The 20,514-nt window shown below is 44.7% G+C and carries 19 protein-coding genes; 11 read left to right on the top strand and 8 right to left on the bottom strand.

The features are described from left to right. Positions 1 to 29 precede the first annotated feature (29 nt). Entirely contained in the window at positions 30 to 1,466 is a 1,437-nt protein-coding gene (locus H8706_RS02290) for a Zn-dependent hydrolase (RefSeq protein ID WP_262431345.1), read from the top strand. Between the two features lie 64 nt (positions 1,467 to 1,530). Here the strand turns inward: H8706_RS02290 and H8706_RS02285 are convergent, their stop codons facing one another. The 8 genes from H8706_RS02285 to H8706_RS02250 form a co-directional block, all read right to left on the bottom strand. Then, entirely contained in the window at positions 1,531 to 2,877 is a 1,347-nt protein-coding gene (locus H8706_RS02285) for a glycoside hydrolase family 30 protein (RefSeq protein ID WP_262431344.1), read from the bottom strand. A 71-nt stretch (positions 2,878 to 2,948) separates the two neighbouring features. Then, the gene (locus H8706_RS02280) at positions 2,949 to 4,136 is read right to left on the bottom strand and encodes an MFS transporter (RefSeq protein ID WP_262431343.1); all 1,188 of its coding nucleotides are present in this window, start codon (positions 4,134 to 4,136) and stop codon (positions 2,949 to 2,951) included. Positions 4,137 to 4,344: 208 nt separating this feature from the next. Further along, positions 4,345 to 6,609 (bottom strand): ATP-dependent Clp protease ATP-binding subunit, encoded by a 2,265-nt coding sequence (locus H8706_RS02275; protein ID WP_178348252.1) that lies wholly within the window; start codon positions 6,607 to 6,609, stop codon positions 4,345 to 4,347. Between the two features lie 97 nt (positions 6,610 to 6,706). Next, positions 6,707 to 8,059 (bottom strand): phosphoglucosamine mutase, encoded by a 1,353-nt coding sequence (gene glmM / locus H8706_RS02270; RefSeq protein ID WP_262431342.1) that lies wholly within the window; start codon positions 8,057 to 8,059, stop codon positions 6,707 to 6,709. 37 nt (positions 8,060 to 8,096) lie between these two features. Then, positions 8,097 to 9,044, bottom strand: a complete 948-nt coding sequence (locus H8706_RS02265; RefSeq protein WP_262431341.1) for a CdaR family protein — start codon at positions 9,042 to 9,044, stop codon at positions 8,097 to 8,099. Further along, positions 9,041 to 9,880 (bottom strand): diadenylate cyclase CdaA, encoded by an 840-nt coding sequence (gene cdaA / locus H8706_RS02260; RefSeq protein ID WP_178348249.1) that lies wholly within the window; start codon positions 9,878 to 9,880, stop codon positions 9,041 to 9,043. The genes H8706_RS02265 and cdaA overlap by 4 nt, the downstream gene beginning before the upstream one ends. 91 nt (positions 9,881 to 9,971) lie before the next feature. Further along, positions 9,972 to 11,105 (bottom strand): aminotransferase class V-fold PLP-dependent enzyme, encoded by a 1,134-nt coding sequence (locus tag H8706_RS02255; RefSeq protein WP_262431340.1) that lies wholly within the window; start codon positions 11,103 to 11,105, stop codon positions 9,972 to 9,974. Between the two features lie 18 nt (positions 11,106 to 11,123). Beyond that, entirely contained in the window at positions 11,124 to 11,366 is a 243-nt protein-coding gene (locus H8706_RS02250) for a putative Se/S carrier-like protein (protein ID WP_262431339.1), read from the bottom strand. A 196-nt stretch (positions 11,367 to 11,562) separates the two neighbouring features. Here H8706_RS02250 and mreB point away from each other — a divergent pair, with 196 nt between their 5' ends. The 10 genes from mreB to tsaB all read left to right on the top strand — a co-directional run bounded on the left by mreB (position 11,563) and on the right by tsaB (position 20,511). Continuing rightward, positions 11,563 to 12,564: a rod shape-determining protein gene (mreB, locus tag H8706_RS02245; protein ID WP_262431470.1), complete on the top strand. Its 1,002-nt coding sequence runs from the start codon at positions 11,563 to 11,565 to the stop codon at positions 12,562 to 12,564. Between the two features lie 161 nt (positions 12,565 to 12,725). Continuing rightward, positions 12,726 to 13,298 (top strand): xanthine phosphoribosyltransferase, encoded by a 573-nt coding sequence (locus H8706_RS02240; protein WP_262431338.1) that lies wholly within the window; start codon positions 12,726 to 12,728, stop codon positions 13,296 to 13,298. A gap of 69 nt (positions 13,299 to 13,367) precedes the next feature. Further along, positions 13,368 to 14,501 carry a BMP family ABC transporter substrate-binding protein gene (locus H8706_RS02235; RefSeq protein ID WP_262431337.1) on the top strand — a complete coding sequence of 378 codons (1,134 nt, stop codon included), beginning with the start codon at positions 13,368 to 13,370 and terminating at the stop codon, positions 14,499 to 14,501. Between the two features lie 30 nt (positions 14,502 to 14,531). After that, positions 14,532 to 16,088, top strand: coding sequence for an ABC transporter ATP-binding protein (locus H8706_RS02230; RefSeq protein ID WP_262431336.1), 1,557 nt, complete (start codon positions 14,532 to 14,534; stop codon positions 16,086 to 16,088). Beyond that, entirely contained in the window at positions 16,075 to 17,160 is a 1,086-nt protein-coding gene (locus tag H8706_RS02225) for an ABC transporter permease (RefSeq protein WP_262431335.1), read from the top strand. The genes H8706_RS02230 and H8706_RS02225 overlap by 14 nt, the downstream gene beginning before the upstream one ends. 1 nt (position 17,161) lies before the next feature. Next, positions 17,162 to 18,130, top strand: coding sequence for an ABC transporter permease (locus tag H8706_RS02220; RefSeq protein WP_262431334.1), 969 nt, complete (start codon positions 17,162 to 17,164; stop codon positions 18,128 to 18,130). A 64-nt stretch (positions 18,131 to 18,194) separates the two neighbouring features. Beyond that, positions 18,195 to 18,884 (top strand): 2-C-methyl-D-erythritol 4-phosphate cytidylyltransferase, encoded by a 690-nt coding sequence (gene ispD, locus H8706_RS02215; RefSeq protein WP_262431333.1) that lies wholly within the window; start codon positions 18,195 to 18,197, stop codon positions 18,882 to 18,884. Next, positions 18,881 to 19,354 (top strand): 2-C-methyl-D-erythritol 2,4-cyclodiphosphate synthase, encoded by a 474-nt coding sequence (gene ispF, locus H8706_RS02210; protein ID WP_262431469.1) that lies wholly within the window; start codon positions 18,881 to 18,883, stop codon positions 19,352 to 19,354. The genes ispD and ispF overlap by 4 nt, the downstream gene beginning before the upstream one ends. Positions 19,355 to 19,384: 30 nt before the next feature. Continuing rightward, entirely contained in the window at positions 19,385 to 19,816 is a 432-nt protein-coding gene (gene tsaE, locus H8706_RS02205) for a tRNA (adenosine(37)-N6)-threonylcarbamoyltransferase complex ATPase subunit type 1 TsaE (protein WP_262431332.1), read from the top strand. Further along, on the top strand, positions 19,813 to 20,511 hold the full coding sequence (tsaB, locus tag H8706_RS02200; protein ID WP_262431331.1) for a tRNA (adenosine(37)-N6)-threonylcarbamoyltransferase complex dimerization subunit type 1 TsaB: 699 nt from the start codon (positions 19,813 to 19,815) through the stop codon (positions 20,509 to 20,511). Before tsaE ends, tsaB begins: the two co-directional genes overlap by 4 nt. The last annotated feature ends 3 nt before the right edge of the window (positions 20,512 to 20,514 follow it).

Below are 20,514 nucleotides of genomic sequence, written 5' to 3'. Positions count from 1 at the left end.
TAGATAACAAAATTTACTTGGAGAATTATATGAAAAAAACATTTGTTACGGTTATGCCCAATCATATCGGCGCATTTTTGAAAGCGAGCCGATGTTTTGCGGCGAATGATGTCAATATAACACGCGTAAGCTACAACAAAGCTGTGGACTCGCATATGCTTTTTATCGACGCGGAGGGGACAAAAGAAAACTTGAAATCGGCAGGGGACGAACTTGAAAAAATCGGCTATCTGCAATGCGAGGAAAACGGCAAAAACGTGATTTTGCTGGAGTTTAAGCTTTGCGACGTCCCGGGGAGCGTGACGCGGATACTGGAGCTTATAAGCGAATTCAGCTTTAACATTTCATACATAAGTTCACAGGAAAACGGCTCGGATTATCAGTATTTCAAAATGGGAATTGTTGCCGAGGAAAAAGAAAAAATGGACGAATTTCTTTTTAACGCGCGCAAAATCTGCGATGTTCGGGTTATCGACTACAACCACGCGGACAAAATTTATGACAACAGCATTTTTTACACGCATTTTGTCAACGAGCTTGCGTCGCTTATGCAGATTTCGGCAAATTCGCGCGAGGCGCTCTTGGTGAATACCAATCTTGCAATGCAGCAGCTCGACGAATCTGGCGTTTCCCCGTACCGTACCTTTGACAGCATAAGCAGATTTTGCGAGCTTTTGTCAAAGGCGAGGGGAGATGACTATGCACCGCGCATTTCCACGCACCGCGTGAGCGAAAAAACCGATATAATCCTCATTGAACCGCCGTGCGGGAGCAACACCGCGATTATTTGCAGTGAGGGAAAATATCTTTTTGTCGATACAGGTTATGCTTACTGCAAAGACGAAATGAACAAAATTTTCAAAAAGCTTATTCCCTATTTTGACAGTATCGAAAAAAGCGTTTTTGTCACGCACGCGGACGTTGACCACTGCGGACTTCTTTCCGAGTTTGACACCGTTTATGCAGGGTATGACACTGCAAAATGCCTTGCTATGGAATATGAAAACGGGGTAGGATACCGCGAGCAAAATCCGCTCCACAAGCCGTATATACAAATCTGCAAAATTTTGACGTCGTATGAGTCGGTAAATTCCGAAAAAATTAAGGTTATCGGCGAAAAAACGACGGGATCCGAACCGCTTATGCGTGCCGGAACATTTGATTTCGGCGACTTGCATTTTGAAATTTTTCAGGGCGGAGGCGGACATCTGCCGGGCGAAAATGTGTTGATTGACTACGAAAATCACGTTGTTTTCAGCGGTGACATTTTTATAAATATGAAAGATATGATTGCAAGCCAGGCACAGTATAATCACTATGCGCCGATACTTATGACGTCGGTTGATACCGACCCCGAACTGTGTGCGCACGAGCGAAAAGCGCTTTTTGCACGGCTCGGCGCAGGTAAATGGCTCATTTTCGGCGGTCACGGCGGAGTGAAAGAATATATTTTAAATCCGATGTAACAAAAAAGGAGATAAATTTTTAAAAATTTATCTCCTTTAAAATTTCCGTTTTCAAATTAAATTGCTATTTTTTAAAAACAACCGTTGCAACCGAGTTTTCCATAACGTCGAAATACCACCATTTTCCCTCATAAAAATACTGATACTGGTGCTTTTCGTCATTCGGATTTACAACGTGAATAATTCTGCTTCCGTCGGGATTTTCGGCAACACACGATACAGTTTCAAACTTCATATCGCGGAAAGCTCCCATTTCCCAACCCTCGTTTGACGGTGCGGAGCGGTAGATTTTCGCGCCGTTTTGCGTAAAGTGCGCAAGGTGGCTGAACGCGCGGTACTGACCGCTGTACGAAAGCTCCTTTGTGCTCCTGTTCATCTTGACAAGACCTGCGCAGTAGCAGTGACCGACATTCGGACGGCCCTCCTCGTCCAGCATCAAATTCCAGCCGGTAAAGGTTTCGCAGCCGTGATTGAGCGCTTTTACCATCATTGCGCTCCACTTACACCAGTCGGTGTCAAAGCAGTCTTTAAGCCTCGGTCCGCCCTCGGTAAACTGGAAACGGATTTCGGGGTGTTCTTTTTTTATGCGGTCAATCATCTCAATACAGCCGTTGTAATAGTGAAACGCCGCCGACGAACAGCATTCGGTAAGCTTGGGATATTCTTCAAGCATCCAGTTTACACGGCGCCAGCCGTTGAAATTATGGTCGTGGAACCAAATATCGACGTCCATATTTTCTTTTTTAAGCTTTTCGGAAAGCGTGAAAATATACTGTGCCTCCTGGTCGGGATTCCATATGCACGCGGGAAATTTGCCGTACTGGTCAACATCAGGCTCGTTCTGCGGTGTAACCGCGCTGATGTGTATGCCCTCCGCGCCGTACGCTTTAAGATATTTTATGACGTAATCGGCAAAAACATCAATATACTTTGTGCGCATATATCCTCCGCAGATAAAACCGCCGGTTTTCATCCAGCCCGGAGGGCTCCACGGTGACGCAAAAATATACAAATCGGGTCGGATTTCGAGAATTTCCTTTATCATCGGCAGAATATAGTTTCTGTCGCGCTCGATTGAAAAATGTTTAAGTTCGGTATCGCCGGGGCAATCGTCATATGTATAAATTTCCGCGGAATAGTCGCACGAGCCGATTGCAAGACGCGCAACGCTTAAATTAAGTCCGTCCTTTCCGTAAATGCTTTCAAGAAGCTTTCGCCTTTCGCCTTTTTCCATTTGCGCGAGCATATAGCACGACGCACCCGTTAATGCAACGCCAAAGCCTTTGCAGACGTTGAACGGTGTTTTTTCCGCAACGATTTCCTGTGCCGCACCGCATTCGCTTCCTGCCGAAAATACGGTTTCGGGACGCAAAAAGCCGAAATCGTTGGTTGTGTATTTTGTGACGTTCATTTTAAAACCTCCGTTTTTTATTATCTCTCAAAATACACTATACCACAATTTCGGCATTTAAAATATTCTACTTATTTAACATTTGGTGCAATTTTATGTGATGATGTCGTTTTTACAAGTGTCTCGTGCATAACTGCCATTATAATGAGAATTGTAAGCAGATAAAACGGCAAAAGCGAAACGCTGATTTTATTTGCGATAATTCCGAAAATCGGAGGCATTGCAAGCGTTCCCGCATACGCGCTCGCCATTTGCACGCCGATAACAGCCTGCGATTTGTCCGCACCGAAATGGGTGGGGGTGGAGTGGATTATGCACGGATATATCGGCGCACAGCCGAGTCCGATAAGTACCAGCGACACCAAAGAAGCGGTGTTGCCGAGCGGTAAAATCATTGATACAATGCCTGCTGCCATAATCACAAGTCCTGCGCGTATCATCTGCGTATCGGTAAATTTAATGGTCAAAAATCCGCTTGCCGCACGTCCGAGAGTTATTCCGATAAAAAACATACTTGCAAATTTTGCCGCCGCATCGGCTGAAAATCCGCTGTTTACAAGATAACTGCTTGCCCAGAGCATTGTTGTCTGTTCAGCCGCGCAGTAGCAGAAAAAGGTTATCATAACGCTTTTTGCGCCTTTTATAGCGAAGATTTCTTTAAGCGAGAGCGCTTTTTTCGGTTCGCTTATTTCGTCGGCGGTGTTTTGTGTTTTGTTGATTTTCCAAAGCGGAAGTGTTATGAAAAGTATCACGGTGAGCACAATCTGCATAACCGAAACAATGCGGTAGCCCGACTGCCATCCGAGTCCGCCGTTTAACGCATAACCCATTATGTACGGGCTTATAATTGTGCCGACGCCCCACATACAGTGGAGCCAGCTCATATGCTTGCTTGAAAAATGAAGTGCAACATAGTTGTTGAGCGCCGCGTCCACACTGCCTGCGCCCAGACCGTAGGGGAGTGCGAGAACGCACAAAATCCAAAACGAACGGCTGAATGAAAATCCGAGCATCGCAAGAGCGGTCATTCCGACGCTGACTGCGGTTACAAGTCCCGCACCGAATTTTTTTGTCAAACGGTCGCTGTTTAAGCTTGATATTATCGTGCAGAGCGCTATAAGCATTGAGATAATTCCGGCATACGATACGGGAACGTTAAGCTTGGGACGCATAGCGGGCCAGCCTGCGCCGAGAAGTGAGTCTGGCAGACCGAGGCTTATAAACGAAAGGTATATTATTGCGAGTAAAAGGCTTACCATAAAATCAACTCCAATTTATCATTACGCCTATTTTAACACAATGAAAAAATATGTCAATATCAGAAATTTACACAAAAATCAGTGCAGTTAGCCACTCCTCAATAAGAAAGCATTGGTTTTTAAGGCAATGTTGTCTTATCAAGGAGTGACTTTCTAAGGTGTTTTTATATAAAAAATCCGAACACACTTTACGCGTTCGGATTTTTGTTTAATTCATTTTAATATCGTATTTTCCATCTTTTGCGTCAACCGTGATTTTTTTCGATTGATAATCGGTTTCGGTGAGGATAAATTCTGCAATTTTGTCCTCAATCGAATTTTGAATTTCGCGCCTTATCGGACGTGCGCCGAATTTGGGATTGTAGCTGTTTTTCAGTATCAAATCTTTTGCGCTGTCGGTGATTTCAAAAGCGATACCCATATGCTCAAGCTCGGACACAAGGTCTTTTAACATAAGCGAAATAATTTGTTTGAGTTCGTCTTTTGTAAGTTCTTTAAACTCAATAATCGCGTCGATACGGTTTAAAAATTCGGGACGGAAAATCTCTTTCAAAGCCTTTTCGATTTTGCCGTCGATTTTCGGATTTTCAGCCGTTGAAAAGCCCATATTATTCGAGCCTATTGATGTTCCAGCGTTGGATGTCATAATAATTATGGTGTTTTCAAAATTCACATAACGTCCCTGGCTGTCGGTAATTCTGCCGTCGTCGAGAATTTGCAGAAGAATGTTGAAAACGTCCTGATGTGCCTTTTCGATTTCGTCGAGAAGAATTACCGAATACGGCTTTCTGCGTACCTTCTCGGTAAGCTGACCTGCCTCGTCGTAGCCGACGTATCCCGGAGGCGCGCCTATGATTTTTGCAACCGAATGTTTTTCCATATATTCGCTCATATCAAGCCTTATAAGTGCGTTTTCGTCGTTAAAAAGCGCCTCGGCGAGCGATTTTACAAGTTCGGTTTTGCCCGTTCCTGTGGGCCCTATGAATATAAACGACACGGGTCGTTTTTTGCTTAATTTAAGCGCGCGGTTGCGTCTTACCGCCTTGGCAACGCTCGTAACCGCATTGTCCTGACCGACAACGCGTTTGTGAAGCCTTTCTTCAAGGTGCAAAAGCTTATCGCGGTCGGTTTCGGTGATGTTTTTAACGGGAATACCCGTCCACATTTCGATTACTCTGCCAACGTCCGCAAGCGTGATTTTTGTCTGACGCATAAGCGATTTTGTACCGCTCAATTCGCCCTCAAGACGGCATTTTTCGCTTTTGAGCATTGCAATGCGCTCGTATTCCTCGCTCTCGTTTGTTTCGAGTTCTTCAAGTTCCGCGTCGGTTTCCTTTATTTTAACGCCCAAATCGACGATTTTCTGCGTGTACGGGTTGTCTATATTAAGCTTTGACGCCGCCTCGTCGATAATGTCAATAGCCTTGTCGGGCAAAAATCTGTTTGAAATATATTTGCACGACAAATCAATCACTTCATGTAAGATATAATCTTCGATGGTGATGTTATGATAATTTTCGTAATACGATTTGATACCCGTTAAAATTTTATAGGTATCTTCTTTGGACGGTTCCTCGATCATAACAGTCTGAAATCTTCGCTCAAGCGCCGCGTCTTTTTCAATATATTTTCGGTATTCGGTCGGCGTTGTTGCGCCGATAATCTGAATATCGCCCTTTGCGAGCGCCGGTTTTAAAATGTTTCCGGCATTCATAGCGCCGTCCGCGTCGCCTGCACTTACGATGGAGTGAATTTCGTCGATAACGAGAATAACGTTGTCGCTCTTTGCCTCCTCGATAATGCTTTTTATACGGCTTTCAAACTGTCCGCGGTACTGCGTGCCGGCAACGATTGATGACATTTCAAGAAGATAAACCTGTGCGCCAACCAGCCTTTCGGGAACGCTTCCCTCAGCAATTTTCTGCGCAATTCCCTCCGCAATAGCTGTTTTGCCGACACCCGGTTCGCCGAGGAGAACGGGGTTGTTTTTCGTGCGGCGGTTTAAAATCTGTATAACTCTTTCGATTTCGTTTTCTCTGCCTATAACCTTATCCAAAAGCGACTGACGCGCCTTTTCGGTCAAATTCACACCGAAATTGTTAAGACATTTTTTCTTGCGTCTTTCGTTTTTGATGTTCTGTTTTGTCTTTTTATCGTTAATCGGAATTTTCTCGTTTGAATAATCCTTTGAGCCGTTAAAATCGTCGGGCATCATCTCCATAAGATTTGAGCCTGCGAGAAAATCCTGAATGGAATTCATAACGCCTTCGCTGTCGCCGTTTTCCAAGCCTTCGAGCATATTTTCAAACATCTCGGGCGGAAGATCCACCTGCTCGGCGAGCTGTTCTTTTGTCATAACTCCGAGTTTTAAAGCACACGACAGGCAATAGCCCTCGTTAACTCTGTTTGCGCCTTCAATCTTTGATACAAAAACAACGGCAGGGTTCTTTTTGCAAATTGAACACATTTTCATAAGACCACTTCCTTCCCCTGCAAAAATATAAATATGTCAGGTAAATTGCAATCAAAGTTTATTGTATCACAATTTTAAAAAATTTCAATACCCAATTTTATGAAAGTCTTTCGCGGATAACGTCCGCAAGCGCCTCCGCTTCTTTTTTGATTTCGTCGTAGTTTTCGCCCTCGAGCATAACCCTTATGAGCGGTTCGGTGCCGGAAGGACGGATAAGCACTCTGCCGTTTCCGTCAAATTTTTTCTCAAGTTTTTCAATTTCGCTTTTTATCACGCTGTCGGACGAATATGTATTTTTGTGCTCGTTTTTAACCGTAACGTTTACAAGCACCTGCGGAAGAACCGTTACAACGCCTGCAAGCTCGGAAAGTTTCTTTTTCGATTTTGCCGCTGTCGACGCAACGGTAAGCGCGGTTACAAGTCCGTCGCCGGTTGTGTTGTTTTCAAGCAAAATAACGTGTCCCGACTGTTCTCCGCCGATGATATGACCGTTTTCAAGCATATTCTGCAAAACGTATCGGTCGCCGACGGTTGTCTGCTCGTAGTTTATGCCGATTTTGTCGAGCGCCTTGAAAAAGCCGAGATTGCTCATAACGGTTGCAACAACCGTGTTGTTTTTGAGTTTTCCTTCGTCTTTCAAGCCTTTTGCGCAGATAACCATAATTTTGTCGCCGTCAACAAGATTTCCGTTTTCGTCAACCGCAAGGCATCTGTCCGCGTCGCCGTCAAATGCAAAACCCATATCGCATTTGTTGTCCGCGACAAATTTCTGCAATCCCTCAATGTGGGTAGAACCGCAGTTTTTGTTGATGTTTGTGCCGTCGGGAACATTGTTGATAAGGAGCGTTTCCGCGCCGAGTTCTTTAAACGCAAGCTTTGCACACTCAAAAGCCGCGCCGTTTGCGCAGTCGAGCGCAATTTTAAGTCCGTCAAGGCGCACGTCTATACAGCTTTTCGCAAAGTCGGTGTAATCGCGCATACCTGTTTCGTGAACGCGTTTTCTGCCTATATCGCAGCCGTCGGGAAGTTCGCCTAGGTCTTTTCCGCCGAGAATATATTCTTCAATTTCGTTTTCCAAATCGTCGCTTAATTTGTAGCCCTCATTGCTGAAAAATTTAATTCCGTTGTATTCAACCGAATTGTGCGATGCGGAAATCACAACACCTGCGTCCGCTTTGTATTTTCGCACAAGATATGCAACCGCCGGGGTGGGGATTTGTCCTACGCATACCGACACCGCGCCGACCGAGCAAAATCCCGCAACGAGGCTTGCCTCAAGCATATCTCCCGAAATTCTTGTGTCCTTTCCAACCAAAATTTTAGGGTGCGCATTATTTGTGTGTTTTGTAAGCACCTTTGCACCTGCCTGACCGAGTTTAAACGCAAGTTCGCAGGTAAGCTCCTTGTTTGCTATACCTCTCACTCCGTCTGTACCGAATAATCTGCCCATAATTCTTCTCCTTATAATGATAGTCGTTATATCAAGTTTACTTTGCGCCGAGCGTAAATTCCGCGGTTTTCTTCGCGCCGTCCGCAAGGCTCACGTTTTCGGGAATGTCAAGCTCTGCAGTGCGCGGCGCACCGTCAGAAATGCTCGCAAATGAAAACGGTTTTGTGTATATTTTGTCAATTTGTGAAATGATATTGCTCTTTCCTTTTATCTTAACGGTTTTTGCGCCGTTTATATTCACCGAAAGACCTGCGTCCTCAATCGCCTCCGCGTTGGTCGGCTGGGGGACGATTTCAACTTCTTTCGTCATGGTAAGCGTGAAATATCCTTCAGCAAATTCAACGCTTTTTGAAATGTTCGGATTTACGATTTTTTCGCCCGACGCGTTGTAAAATTCTATGAGATAATTTCCTCTAATATCACTTGATTTTCCCGATATATCCACCGTGACCGCCGCTTTTGAAACGGTGTTTAAAATGCTTTGCGGTGCGGTGATTGAAACCGTTTCGGGAATTATCGACTCGGTGTCGATTTCATATCCGCTCTTTAAAGTTCCCGTCTTTTTGACCTCGATTTTAAGCTTTGACGTTGCAACCTTGTCAACCGCGATTTCGTAGTTGTACGGCTCTTTCTGCACAATGGTTATGCCGGAAACGGGGAAAACTACGTTTGTTCCGAGCGTGTAGTTGCCGTCTTTTGTAACGCTTATCATATCGGCTGTAACCTTTATGTTTGCATTGTTAAGCTTTGCAACGGTACGGCGTGTGCCTTTTACCTTTATGTTAACCGTGTCGCTGTTTGAGTCGAGAATTTTAAGCTTTCCGCTTGAAAAGTCGGTAGACATATTCGAGCGCGTAACGGGCACGCCCTTAATCCACGTTTCATACTGCGGATTTTGAAAATACACGACATATATCCATATTATTATCGAAACCAGCACCGATATTACTTTTATAACCCAGTCTTTTTTGAAAAAATCTCTCATTTTCTTTTCACCACCATATCAATGAGCTTGTCCTTGCTTGCTTTAAGGTCGTTTGTTTCTTCAACAAGATAGCTTTTCAGCGTTTTTTCAAGGTTGTCCGCGGTGATGTTTCTGTTAATCTGTCCGTTTACCGCAAGCGAAATTCTGCCCGTTTCCTCCGAAACAACCACAACAACGCAGTCTGCAACCTCGGTTATGCCGATGGCGGCTCTGTGCCTTGTGCCGAGTTCCTGATTCAAAGTGTTGTCCTGCGTCAAAGGCAAAAAGCACGCCGCCGCCTTTATTTTGTTGCCGCCGATTATAACCGCACCGTCGTGGAGAGGCGTGTTCGGCACAAAAATGTTTATGATAAGCTCGGGCGATACGTCCGAATTTATGGCAATACCGGTTTTTGCAACGTCCGCAAGCTTGATTTCGCGTTCAAAAACAATAAGAGCACCCGTTTTTGTGGACTGCATTGCGCACGCCGCAGTGACAACGTTTGCAATGGTGGTGCCGTTTTCCGAACCGGACGAATTTAAAATTTTGCCGATACTGCTTCTGCCCACTTTTTCGAGCGCACGGCGAAGCTCGGGCTGAAACACAACGAGCAGTGCAACCATACCGACCTGAACCGTGTTTACAAGCAGAAAGTTAATCGCGTTGAGCGACAGCCAGCCCGACACCTGCATTGCAAGAAGAAGTATGATAATGCCCTTTATAAGCTGAACCGCACGTGTTTCACGCACAAGTTTCGTGCCCTTGTATATGACAAACGCCACTATCGCAACGTCCAAAATATCGCGTATTCTTATAAGCTTTAAATTTTCAAGCAAAAACGTTAAAGCGGAATTCATAACGAAAATTCTCCTTATATAAATATCTTCTTTTTATTATACAAGTTATTTTCGTCTTTGTAAATGATTTTTTGAAATTTTCGTTAAATTTTCACCTTGTGATGTTGTATAATGCCGAACAAAAGGCGTCAATATCATTTTTTGTATTAAAAGCGCCGAGGCTTATGCGCACACTGCCGGTATCGAACGTGCCGAGCGCCTTATGTGCGAACGGCGCGCAGTGGTATCCCGAACGCACCGCAATGTCGTATTCGGTGTTTAAAATATGCGATATTTCGGACGGCGTTTTTTTGTCCGACGTTATGCTCACAACTCCGCTCCGGTGCGCGGCTGACATATATCCCTGAACGCTTATTCCGCGCATAACCGACAAATTTTCCAAAAGGTGCGACGTAAGGTGCATTTCGTGCTCGAAAATGTTTTCCGTTCCGACTTTTTTAATAAATTTAAGCCCCTCGTTAAGACCGCAAATTCCCACGGTGTTAAGCGTTCCGCTCTCGTATTTGTCGGGCAAATCGTCCGGCTGATACGGAAGCTTTGAGTAACTTCCCGTTCCGCCCGTTTTAAGCGGAACAAGGCTGTCGTCGCCGACGTACAGCGCGCCGGTGCCCTGCGGTCCCAAAAGCGCCTTGTGTCCCGTGAGTGACAAAAACGTGATGTTTTGTTTTTTTATATCAATCGGCAAAACTCCTGCGCTCTGCGCAGCGTCAACCAAAAAGGCAATGTTATGCTCCTTTGCGATTTTTCCGATTTCCTCAATGTCGTTAACCGTTCCGCATACGTTTGAAACGTGCGTTGCGGCAATCATTTTCGTGTCGGGTTTTATCGCATTTTTTATGCTCTCGGGCGATACCCTCCCGAACACGTCCGCCTCCGCAACCGTGTGCGTAATTCCGTCTTTTTCGAGCGTGAAAACAGGACGTATAACCGAATTATGTTCCATCTGCGTCAAAACAACGTGACCGCCGTTTTTTAAAAATCCCCTTATTGCAAGGTTTAAGCTTTCGGTTGCGTTTTGCGTAAAAATAAATCGGTTCGGGTCGTCCGCACCGAACATACCGCACAAATTTTCACGGCATTCAAAAATTTTTTCGGCGGCTTTTGCCGAAAGACGGTGCCCCGAACGTCCGGGATTTGCGGCATAGTTTTTCATACAGTCAAGCATTGCCGAATATACTTCTTTCGGTTTTATCAGGCTTGTTGCGCTGTTGTCAAGATATATCAAAATTTTCACCCCCCGTTTTTAAATTTTTTCAAATGTTTCCGCATCAAAAATTCCCTTTGAGCTTACGCGCGCAAGTTTTACCGTTTCGCGTATGACGTCAATGTCCGCAAAATCTGCCGAAAGACTGAAACCGCACCCCGAAACGGCAATATTCTCGGGTGTCGGAAGAATTTTTGAAATGATTTTATGCTCTTCGAAAAGATATTTTTTTATTTGCGCCGCGCTTGTTTCGGACGCAAAAACCACAAGTATTTTTCTCATAATGTTTCCTCCCGTTTTGTAATGGGGAATATAAAATTCCCAATGTATTTTATTCGCGAAAAGCAAATACTGTTACAAAAAACGACGGTTTTTTGCAAAAAAATATAAAATATTCAAAATTTATATTGATTTTCGCGCAAAAATTATTTATAATTAAAATATGTATGGAAAGAAAGCGGGGTGAGGAGAAACGGCACTGTTCAAAACGTTTGAATTATCGGTAGATTTGGGTTCGTCGGCACTGCGCGTGTTTGTTAAAAATCAGGGCAAAGTGTTTGACGAGGCGAATTTAATCGCGGTTGAAGAAGGAAGCGGACGGCTTATCGCGATAGGCGACAGGGCAAAAAGTATGCTGGGGCGCGAAAACAAAAAAATCAAGGTGGTAAAGCCGGTTAAAAACGGAATTATCGCCGATTTTGACGCGTGCGGACTTATACTTAAATATATAATCGACAAATTCTGCAAGGGAACAATGATAAGACCGTATCTTACAATCGGAATAAGCCCTTTGTCCTCGCAGATTGACCAGCACCTTTTAATGGAGGCGGCGCTTTCGGCAGGCGCAAAAAAAGTGTTTCTTTTAAAGAAACCCGTTGCGGCGGCGCTCGGCAACGGAATAAACGTTACAAACGCGTCGGGACGGCTTATTGTTGATATAGGCTCCGACTCCACAAATATCGGTCTTGTGTCGCTCGGAACGGTTGTGTCAAATACGGCAATCGACATCGGCGGTGCAAATTACGACCGAAAAATTATCGAATATCTTAAAAAACGCCATTCTCTGCTTATCGGCGAAATCACCGCGGAAAGGGTGAAAATGATGATAGGCGGAGTGCTTAAGCGCGAAGAAACCGAGTATTTCGAGGTTAAGGGAAAGAATATGAAAAAAGGACTTCCTGCCGTAAAACGTATTTCGTCGCGCGAAATTTCGCGTCTGTTTTTGGACGACGTGAAAAAAATTATTGAGGCGATTTTTGACGTTGTGTCAAACACTCCGCAGGAGCTTGAAAGCGACGTGAAACGCTACGGAATAATCTTAACGGGCGGCGGCTCGCTTGTTTACGGTGTCAAAACGCTTATAGAAAACACGCTCAAATTAAAGGTTACAATGTCGGACGAACCTCTCGAAAGCTCCATTATCGGACTTTCAAAAGCAACCGAGCAAAGGGTAAGCCTTGACAAACTCGGCATAATTTAAATTATACATTATTCATAAAATCGGGGCGCGATTGCACCGCGGTTTTTCAAGTTTTTATAAAATTATTCCAATATGTTAAAAAACTCTTGATTTTTTTTGTCATTTTTTGTAAAATTATAAGGTGTTTTATTTTTAGAAAAATGTGAGGGTGCGTCGTTTATATGGAATTGCTGAAAAACAGAATTTTGAAGGACGGAAAGGTTTCCGAGGGCGGAATTTTAAAGGTGGACAGTTTTCTGAACCATCAGATTGACGTTGCGCTCTACAACGAAATAGGCAAGGAGTTTAAAAGACGCTTTGCAGACGAAAAAATAAATAAAATTCTAACCATTGAGGCGTCGGGAATAGGCATTGCGTGCGTAACCGCGCAGTATTTTGATGTGCCTGTTGTGTTCGCCAAAAAATCCAAATCCAAAAACCTTGACGGCGACGTTTACACGGCAAGCGTCGAATCGTACACTCACAAAAATACAAATCAGGTTATTGTGTCCAAAAAGTTTTTGTCAAAAGAAGATAATATTCTTATCATAGACGATTTTCTTGCAAAAGGAAAGGCGCTTTTGGGTCTTATCGAAATTATAAAACAGTCGGGCGCGTCCATTGCAGGCGCCGGAATTGTGATAGAAAAAGGCTTCCAGACGGGCGGTAAAATTATAAGAGATATGGGAATAAAGCTTGAGTCGCTTGCAATTATCGAAAGTATGAGCGATACAGGGCTTACTTTCAGAGAGTAAATAACGGGTATCGTGCGCATAAATATTTGTGCGCCCTGCCCGTTAAAATATTTTAGGAGGATTTAAAGTATGAAAAAGAGAGTAGTATCGCTTATGCTTGTATGCGTTATGGCGCTTATGTGCGCATTGTCGTTTGCAGGCTGCGGCAACAAGGATGACGGCAAAGAGGCAAACACCGGAAACAGCGCTGATTTTAAAGTAGGCGTTATACATATCGGTGACCCCGCCGACGGTGCAGGTTATTCTTACGCGCACGACCAGGGTATTGTTAAAATGCAGAAAGAACTTGGACTTACAGACGACCAGATTGTAAGAAAAATCAATGTAAGCGACGGCGACGCAGTTGCAACAAGAACGGCACTCGAAGAATGTGTAAACGAAGGCTGCAAAATCATCTTCGGTACAAGCTGGGGATATATGGATACAATGGAGCAAATGGCTGAAGAATATCCTGACGTTGTATTCTCTCACGGTACAGGTTATAAATCAAACGGCAAAAACTTCAACAACTACTTCGGCAGAATTTACCAGGCAAGATACCTTTCGGGTATTGCGGCAGGTCTTAAAACAAAATCGAACAAAATCGGTTATGTAGCCGCTATGGACGTTACAAACTCCGAGGTTACAGGCGGTATCAACGCGTTTGCTATGGGCGTTGAATCGGTTAACCCCAATGCAAAAGTTTATGTTAAAGTTACAAATTCGTGGTTCAGCCCCGACCTTGAAAAACAGGCGGCAGAAGCACTTTTAGACGGCGGCTGTGACGTTATCGCACAGCACTGCGACACAACAGCTCCTCAGCTTGCGGCACAGGCAAGAGGCGTTTGGGGTGTAGGCTACAACTCGGATATGACAAAAGACGCTCCCAAAGCTCACCTTACCGCTCCTATCTGGAACTGGGAAGTTTATTACACAAAAGCGGCAAAAGCAGTTATGGACGGCACTTGGGACGGTTCTAACTACTACGGCGGTATGGACGAAGGCTTGGTAGACATTTCTCCGCTTTCGGAAAACTGCGCAGAGGGCACAAAAGAGGCGATTGACGCGGCAAAAGCTAAAATCATCTCGGGCGAAAACAAAATCTTTGCAGGCGAACTTTACGACAACAAAGGCAATATGGTTTGCAAAGAGGGAGAGGTTATCTCGGACGCTGATATTACAGGCAATATGAATTGGTATTACAGAACGGTAGTAGCAGAATAATAAAAATTTTTGAGTCGGCAGGTGAAATGTATGTGTGAAGAAACAACGGTAAGCAAAAACAATGATTATGCAATAAGGCTGAACAATATAACAAAAATATTCGGCAGCACTGTTGCCAACGACAGCATTAACCTGTCAGCCAAGCAGGGCGAAATTCTCGCTCTGCTTGGTGAAAACGGCTCGGGCAAAACAACTCTTATGAACATTCTTGCCGGAATTTATCTCCCCGACGCGGGCGATATTGAAATTTTCGGCGAAAAGGTGCATATCCGTTCGCCCAAAGACGCAATAGATTTGGGTATCGGTATGATACACCAGCACTTTAAGCTTGTCGACGTCCACTCCGCCGCCGACAATATTATTATGGGAAATAAGTCGGAGGGAATTATTCTAAAGAAAAAACGCTATCAGAAAATAGCTGAAATAAGCGAAAAATACGGTCTTAACGTTGACCCCAGAAAAAAAGTTTACGATATGTCCGTCAGCGAAAAGCAGACGGTTGAAATTCTTAAAATGCTTTACAGAGAAGCAAAAATTCTTATTCTTGACGAGCCTACGGCAGTGCTTACTCCGCAGGAAAGCAGAAATCTTTTTAATATCTTACGAAAAATGCGTGATAACGGCTGTACGGTCATTATCATTACACATAAATTGAACGAAGTTCTCGAAATCAGCGACAATGTTGCAATCTTACGCAAGGGAAAGAGCGTCGCAACAGTTAAAACAGGCGAAACCGATGCGTTAAAGCTCACCGAGCTTATGGTCGGTAAAAAGGTTACGCTTTCAATCGACCGTCCCAAGAGCGAATATACGGGCAATCTTTTGGAAATCCACCATCTTACAACCGAAAACGACGACGGCGTAAAGACTTTGCGCGACGTTTCTTTCAGCCTTAACAAAGGCGAAATTCTTGGTGTTGCCGGTGTTGCCGGAAGCGGACAGAAAGAGCTTTGCGAAACAATCGCAGGTCTTATGAAGGTGAAAAAAGGCGCGATTTTGTATAAAAAGGAAAATATCATCGGCAAGTCACCCGAAGAAATAATAAAAATAGGTATCAGTATGAGTTTTATCCCCGAGGACAGGCTCGGTATGGGACTTGTCGCGTCGATGGGTATGGCGGACAACCTCTTGCTTAAGCGTTATAAAGAGGGAAAAACGCCGTTTGTTGAGAAAAAAGAGGCACGCAGATTAAGCAAAAAACTCATTGAAAAATTGAATATAAAAACCCCGGGAATTGATACTCCCGTCCGTCAGCTTTCGGGCGGAAACGTTCAGAAAGTGCTTTTGGGACGTGAAATAGAGTCCGCACCGAATGTGCTTATCACCGCATATGCAGTGCGCGGACTTGATATAAATTCGTCGTACACCGTGTATGACAACCTCAACGAACAAAAGAAAAAAGGTACGGGCATTTTGTATATCGGAGAAGATTTGGACGTTATGCTTGAACTCTGCGACAGAATTATGGTTTTGTGCCGCGGCAGAGTTACGGGTATTGTGGACGCAAAGGATGTGACAAAAGAGCAAATCGGTCTGTTGATGACCGACGCTTTCGGAAAAGAGGAGGATAGCGATGAGCAGGACTAATCATAAAGAACCGCTTTTGAGAGTGGTCAAAAAAGCCGAAATTTCTGGATTTTCACTTGCGCTTTTGTCGCTTGCCTCAATAGTTGTGGCATTTATCGCCGGCGGAATTTTCTTCCTTATGCTCGGTATAAATCCGCTTAATGCATATGCAAAAATTTTTGCTGGTGCGTTTGACGGAAAAATTGCAATTATCGCAACGGTAAAAATCGCCGTTCCGCTCCTTATAACATCACTCGGAATAACGCTTGCGTTCAAAATGCAGTTTTGGAACATCGGCGCGGAGGGACAGATTATTATGGGCGCAATCTGTGCATCGTATTTTGCGCTTTTCCATTCGGATTTACCGCACGTTCTTCTTGTAATTCTGATGTTTGCCGCAGGTATTGTCGGCGGCGGTCTGTGGGGACTTATCCCGGCGTTTTTCAAATGTAAATTCGACACCAACGAAACGCTTTTTACGCTTATGCTCAACTACATAGCGCTGTACCTTATAATTTACTTTAAAGAGGGACCGTGGCGCGACCCGTCGTCGGGCGGTTTCCCGAAAATCGCGACGTTTGTTGAAAATGCCCGTCTTGACAAGCTTTTGGGCGTGCATATCGGCTGGGTTATCGCGCTTGCGCTTGTTGTAATTGTGTACGTCTACTTAAAATATACGAAACAGGGATACGAAATAAGTGTTGTAGGCGAAAGCAAAAACACCGCGCGCTATGCAGGTATGAACGTTGATAAAATCGTTATGCGCACAATGTTTTTAAGCGGTGCAATCTGCGGTATCGCAGGTATGACGCAGGCGACCGGCGCGGCGTACACGCTGAGCGACGGAATTGCAGGCGGTGTGGGATTTACCGCAATTATAGTCGCGTGGCTCTCGCGTCTTAACGCAGGCGTGTGCATACTCGTAACTTTTCTTTTGAGTGTGCTCGACAAGGGCGGAAGCGTTATGCAGTCGGCGTTCAGCGTTCCGACGTATGTTTCGGAGGTTTTAAAGGGAATTATACTTTTTGTAATCCTCGGTTTTGACTTTTTCATTCAATATAAAGTTGTGATAAGAAAGGAGAAAAAAGACTGATATGAACACGTTTTTAAACTTTCTTTTTGCATCTGTAAAAGCAGGAACACCGCTTCTTTTCGGCACGACGGGCGAAATCGTCACCGAAAAAGCGGGAAACACCAACCTCGGTGTTGAGGGTATGATGTTTATGGGCGCGTTTATGGGATTTTTTGTTGCGTGCTATAGCGACAGCCTTATCCTTGCGCTATTGGCTGCATTTGCGCTCGGAGTTTTCGGCGCGCTGATATATGCGTACATCACCGTAAGCCTCCGTGCAAACCAGGTTGTAACGGGTCTTGCGCTTACGATTTTCGGTTCGGGACTTGCAAACTTTTTCGGTCAGCTTATGATTGCGAATTACAAAACCGCAAACGGCGGCGCAATTCCGAAACTTTCCGAAAGAATGACGGCGATTTTGGCGGAAAAACCCATTCCGCTCCTTTCGCAGATTCCGTTTGCCGGAAAAGTTTTGTTTTCGCATAATATTTTAGTTTATCTTGCGGTAATTATCGCGGTTTTGTGCAGATTTTATATGAAACGCACGCGCCTGGGACTTGATATGCGTGCGGTGGGCGAAAATGCCGCGGCGGCGGACGCGTCGGGCATAAACGTTACAAAAGTTAAGTATATAAACATACTTCTCGGCGGCGGAATATGCGGACTCGGCGGTGCGTATATCTCGCTTATAGACGGCGGCGGAGTGTGGAACAATAACTGTGTAAGCGGCAAAGGCTGGATAGCGGTTGCGCTGGTTATTTTCGCGGCGTGGAAACCGACAATGGCAATTCTCGGTTCGCTCGTTTTCGGTGCGTTCACCGTTTTGCAGTTCTACGTTCCGAAAAACGTTATTGCAATTCCGAACGCATTTTACACAATGCTCCCGTACCTTATCACAGCGATTGTGCTTGTTGTAACGTCAATGCGCAAATCAAACAAGGTTATGCAGCCCAAAGGCTGCGGCGTAAACTATTTCAGAGAAAGCAGATAGGGTATATTTTGCCGAAAATTTGAATATATTTTTGAATAATAAAGCTTTCAAGGATTTGGTTTATATGAAAAACAAAATATCTGCCGTTGTGGCGGCGTCGGGCATAGGCGCGCGCACACGGCTTGACATTCCGAAGCAGTTTTACGAAATTGACGGTGTTCCGATTTTGGCTTACACCGTAAGAACGCTTTGCGAAATTAAAAAAATAAATGAAATTATTGTTGCCGTTCCCGAAGAATATTTGCTCTACACAAGTGACTTTGTGAAAAAACTCGGACTTTCAAAGGTGAGCAAAATTATTCCGGGCGGAGAAACAAGACAAAAAACCGTATTGAAGTGCCTTTGCGAGGTTGACGGCAATGCGGATTTTGTGCTTATTCACGACGGTGCGCGTCCGTTCGTCGATAAAGAGGATATTTTAAACTGCATTGCGGACGCGGAAAAATTCGGTGCGTCGGCAGTCGGCGCACGGTGTGCGGATACGCTTAAAAAATCGGATTTTGACGGATTTATCACCGAAACCGTGGACAGGGAAAACGTTTACAGGATTTACACACCGCAGATTTTCAAAAAGAATTTAATTCTTAACGCGCACGAAAATGCCGATAAAAACGCGGTGAACGTCACCGACGACTGCGCGCTGATTGAAAAATACGGCACAAAGGTGAAAATTACCGAAACAGAAAGAAATAATTTGAAAATTACAACGCGTGATGATATAATGTATGCGGAGGCGGTGCTGAAGTGGGAATAAGAATTGGAACGGGTTACGATGTGCATATTTTAACCCACGGCCGAAAACTTATAATCGGCGGTGCGGAAATTCCGCACGATAAAGGTCTTTTGGGACATTCCGACGCGGACGTTTTGACTCACGCGGTTATGGATTCGCTTCTCGGCGCGGCGGCGCTCGGCGATATTGGCAGACATTTTCCCGACAGCGACGGAAAATATAAGGATATTTACAGTATCAAACTTCTTGAAGAAGTGCGCGAAATCCTTTTGCGAAACGGCTTTAAGGTTAACAATATCGACGCGGCGGTTGTTGCGCAGAAACCGAAAATGGCGCCGTATATCGAACAAATGCGCCGAAACATTGCAGACGCGCTCAAAATTGATGTTAAAAACGTCAGCATAAAAGCTACCACGACCGAAAAACTCGGTTTTGAGGGTGAGGAAAAGGGCATATCCGCGCAGGCGGTGTGCACGGTCTGCGACGCGTAAAAAAGCGTATAAAATACGGAGATTTAAACTATGGAATATATATCAAACTGTACCGCGGACACCGAAAAAATTGCCGCGGAATTTGCGAGAAATTTAAAATCGGGAGATGTTGTCACTCTTGACGGCGACCTCGGTGCGGGGAAAACTTATTTTACGTCTGCACTGTGCCGTGCGCTTGGTGTCGGCGAAACGGTGCAAAGCCCCACATTTACTATTGTGAACGAGTACCGAAACGCGCCCGTTCCCGTTTTTCATTTTGACGTTTACCGCATTTCAACCCCCGATGAAATGTATGACATCGGCTTTGACGATTATCTTTTCGGCGACGGCATAACCGTGGTTGAATGGGCGGATAATATAAGAGAACTTTTTGATATGCCGTATTACGAAATACGGATTTTAAAGGATTTATCGGTATCGGAAAATTACAGAAAAATTAAAATTGAGCGGAGGAACGTATGAATATTCTCGCGATAGATACCTCGTCACTCAATGCGTCCTGCGCGGTTTTGTGCAGCGGCGTACTGACGGGCGAATTTTCAATATGCAACAAAAAAACACATTCGCAGATGCTTATGCCGATGCTGGACGATGTGCTTAAAAAAGCGTCGATGAGCATTGAAGACATAGACATTTTCGCGCCGTGTATCGGACCCGGTTCGTTTACGGGTTTGAGAATAGGTATTGCCGCCGCGAAGGCGCTTTGTCAGGCGAGGGGCAAAAAAATTATCGGCATATCCGCTCTCGATTCGCTTGCGCAGAATATTGCTTTCTCGGACAAAATTGTTTGCCCTATTATGGACGCCCGCCGCGGCGACGTGTATAACGCGCTTTACAAAAACGGCGAAAAAATCGCGTCCGAGCGCGCAGTAAGCCTTGATGAGCTTTTGAGCGAGCTTGACGGAAAAGAAACCGTTTTCACGGGCGACGGCGTTTTTGCGTACAGAGAAAAAATTGCCGAAAAAATGGGAAAATTTGCGTATTTCGCACCGCCTATGCATATGCTTTCGCGTGCGTCGTCGATTGCATATCTTGCCGAAAAAAAAGCGGAAAACGGCGAATTTGACGATTACCATACAATTCTTCCCGTTTATCTTCGCACCTGTCAGGCGGAGAGGGAATACAACGAACGAATGAAAGAATTTAAAACAAATTAAAAT

It is taken from the genome of Qingrenia yutianensis, assembly GCF_014385105.1.
Taxonomy (GTDB): domain Bacteria; phylum Bacillota; class Clostridia; order UMGS1810; family UMGS1810; genus Qingrenia; species Qingrenia yutianensis.
Note: the sequence above shows the minus strand (reverse complement) of the source record. Positions and strands in the feature narration are given on the sequence as shown.

Coding starts and splice junctions, on each gene's coding strand:
- H8706_RS02240 (WP_262431338.1), top strand. CDS start 12,726: ATGGAATTGCTGAAAAACAGAATTTTGAAGGACGGAAAGGTTTCCGAG.
- H8706_RS02290 (WP_262431345.1), top strand. CDS start 30: ATGAAAAAAACATTTGTTACGGTTATGCCCAATCATATCGGCGCATTT.
- tsaB (WP_262431331.1), top strand. CDS start 19,813: ATGAATATTCTCGCGATAGATACCTCGTCACTCAATGCGTCCTGCGCG.
- H8706_RS02220 (WP_262431334.1), top strand. CDS start 17,162: ATGAACACGTTTTTAAACTTTCTTTTTGCATCTGTAAAAGCAGGAACA.
- H8706_RS02285 (WP_262431344.1), bottom strand. CDS start 2,877: ATGAACGTCACAAAATACACAACCAACGATTTCGGCTTTTTGCGTCCC.
- H8706_RS02235 (WP_262431337.1), top strand. CDS start 13,368: ATGAAAAAGAGAGTAGTATCGCTTATGCTTGTATGCGTTATGGCGCTT.
- cdaA (WP_178348249.1), bottom strand. CDS start 9,880: ATGAATTCCGCTTTAACGTTTTTGCTTGAAAATTTAAAGCTTATAAGA.
- H8706_RS02225 (WP_262431335.1), top strand. CDS start 16,075: ATGAGCAGGACTAATCATAAAGAACCGCTTTTGAGAGTGGTCAAAAAA.
- tsaE (WP_262431332.1), top strand. CDS start 19,385: ATGGAATATATATCAAACTGTACCGCGGACACCGAAAAAATTGCCGCG.
- H8706_RS02275 (WP_178348252.1), bottom strand. CDS start 6,609: ATGAAAATGTGTTCAATTTGCAAAAAGAACCCTGCCGTTGTTTTTGTA.
- H8706_RS02265 (WP_262431341.1), bottom strand. CDS start 9,044: ATGAGAGATTTTTTCAAAAAAGACTGGGTTATAAAAGTAATATCGGTG.
- ispD (WP_262431333.1), top strand. CDS start 18,195: ATGAAAAACAAAATATCTGCCGTTGTGGCGGCGTCGGGCATAGGCGCG.
- glmM (WP_262431342.1), bottom strand. CDS start 8,059: ATGGGCAGATTATTCGGTACAGACGGAGTGAGAGGTATAGCAAACAAG.
- H8706_RS02250 (WP_262431339.1), bottom strand. CDS start 11,366: ATGAGAAAAATACTTGTGGTTTTTGCGTCCGAAACAAGCGCGGCGCAA.
- H8706_RS02230 (WP_262431336.1), top strand. CDS start 14,532: ATGTGTGAAGAAACAACGGTAAGCAAAAACAATGATTATGCAATAAGG.
- H8706_RS02280 (WP_262431343.1), bottom strand. CDS start 4,136: ATGGTAAGCCTTTTACTCGCAATAATATACCTTTCGTTTATAAGCCTC.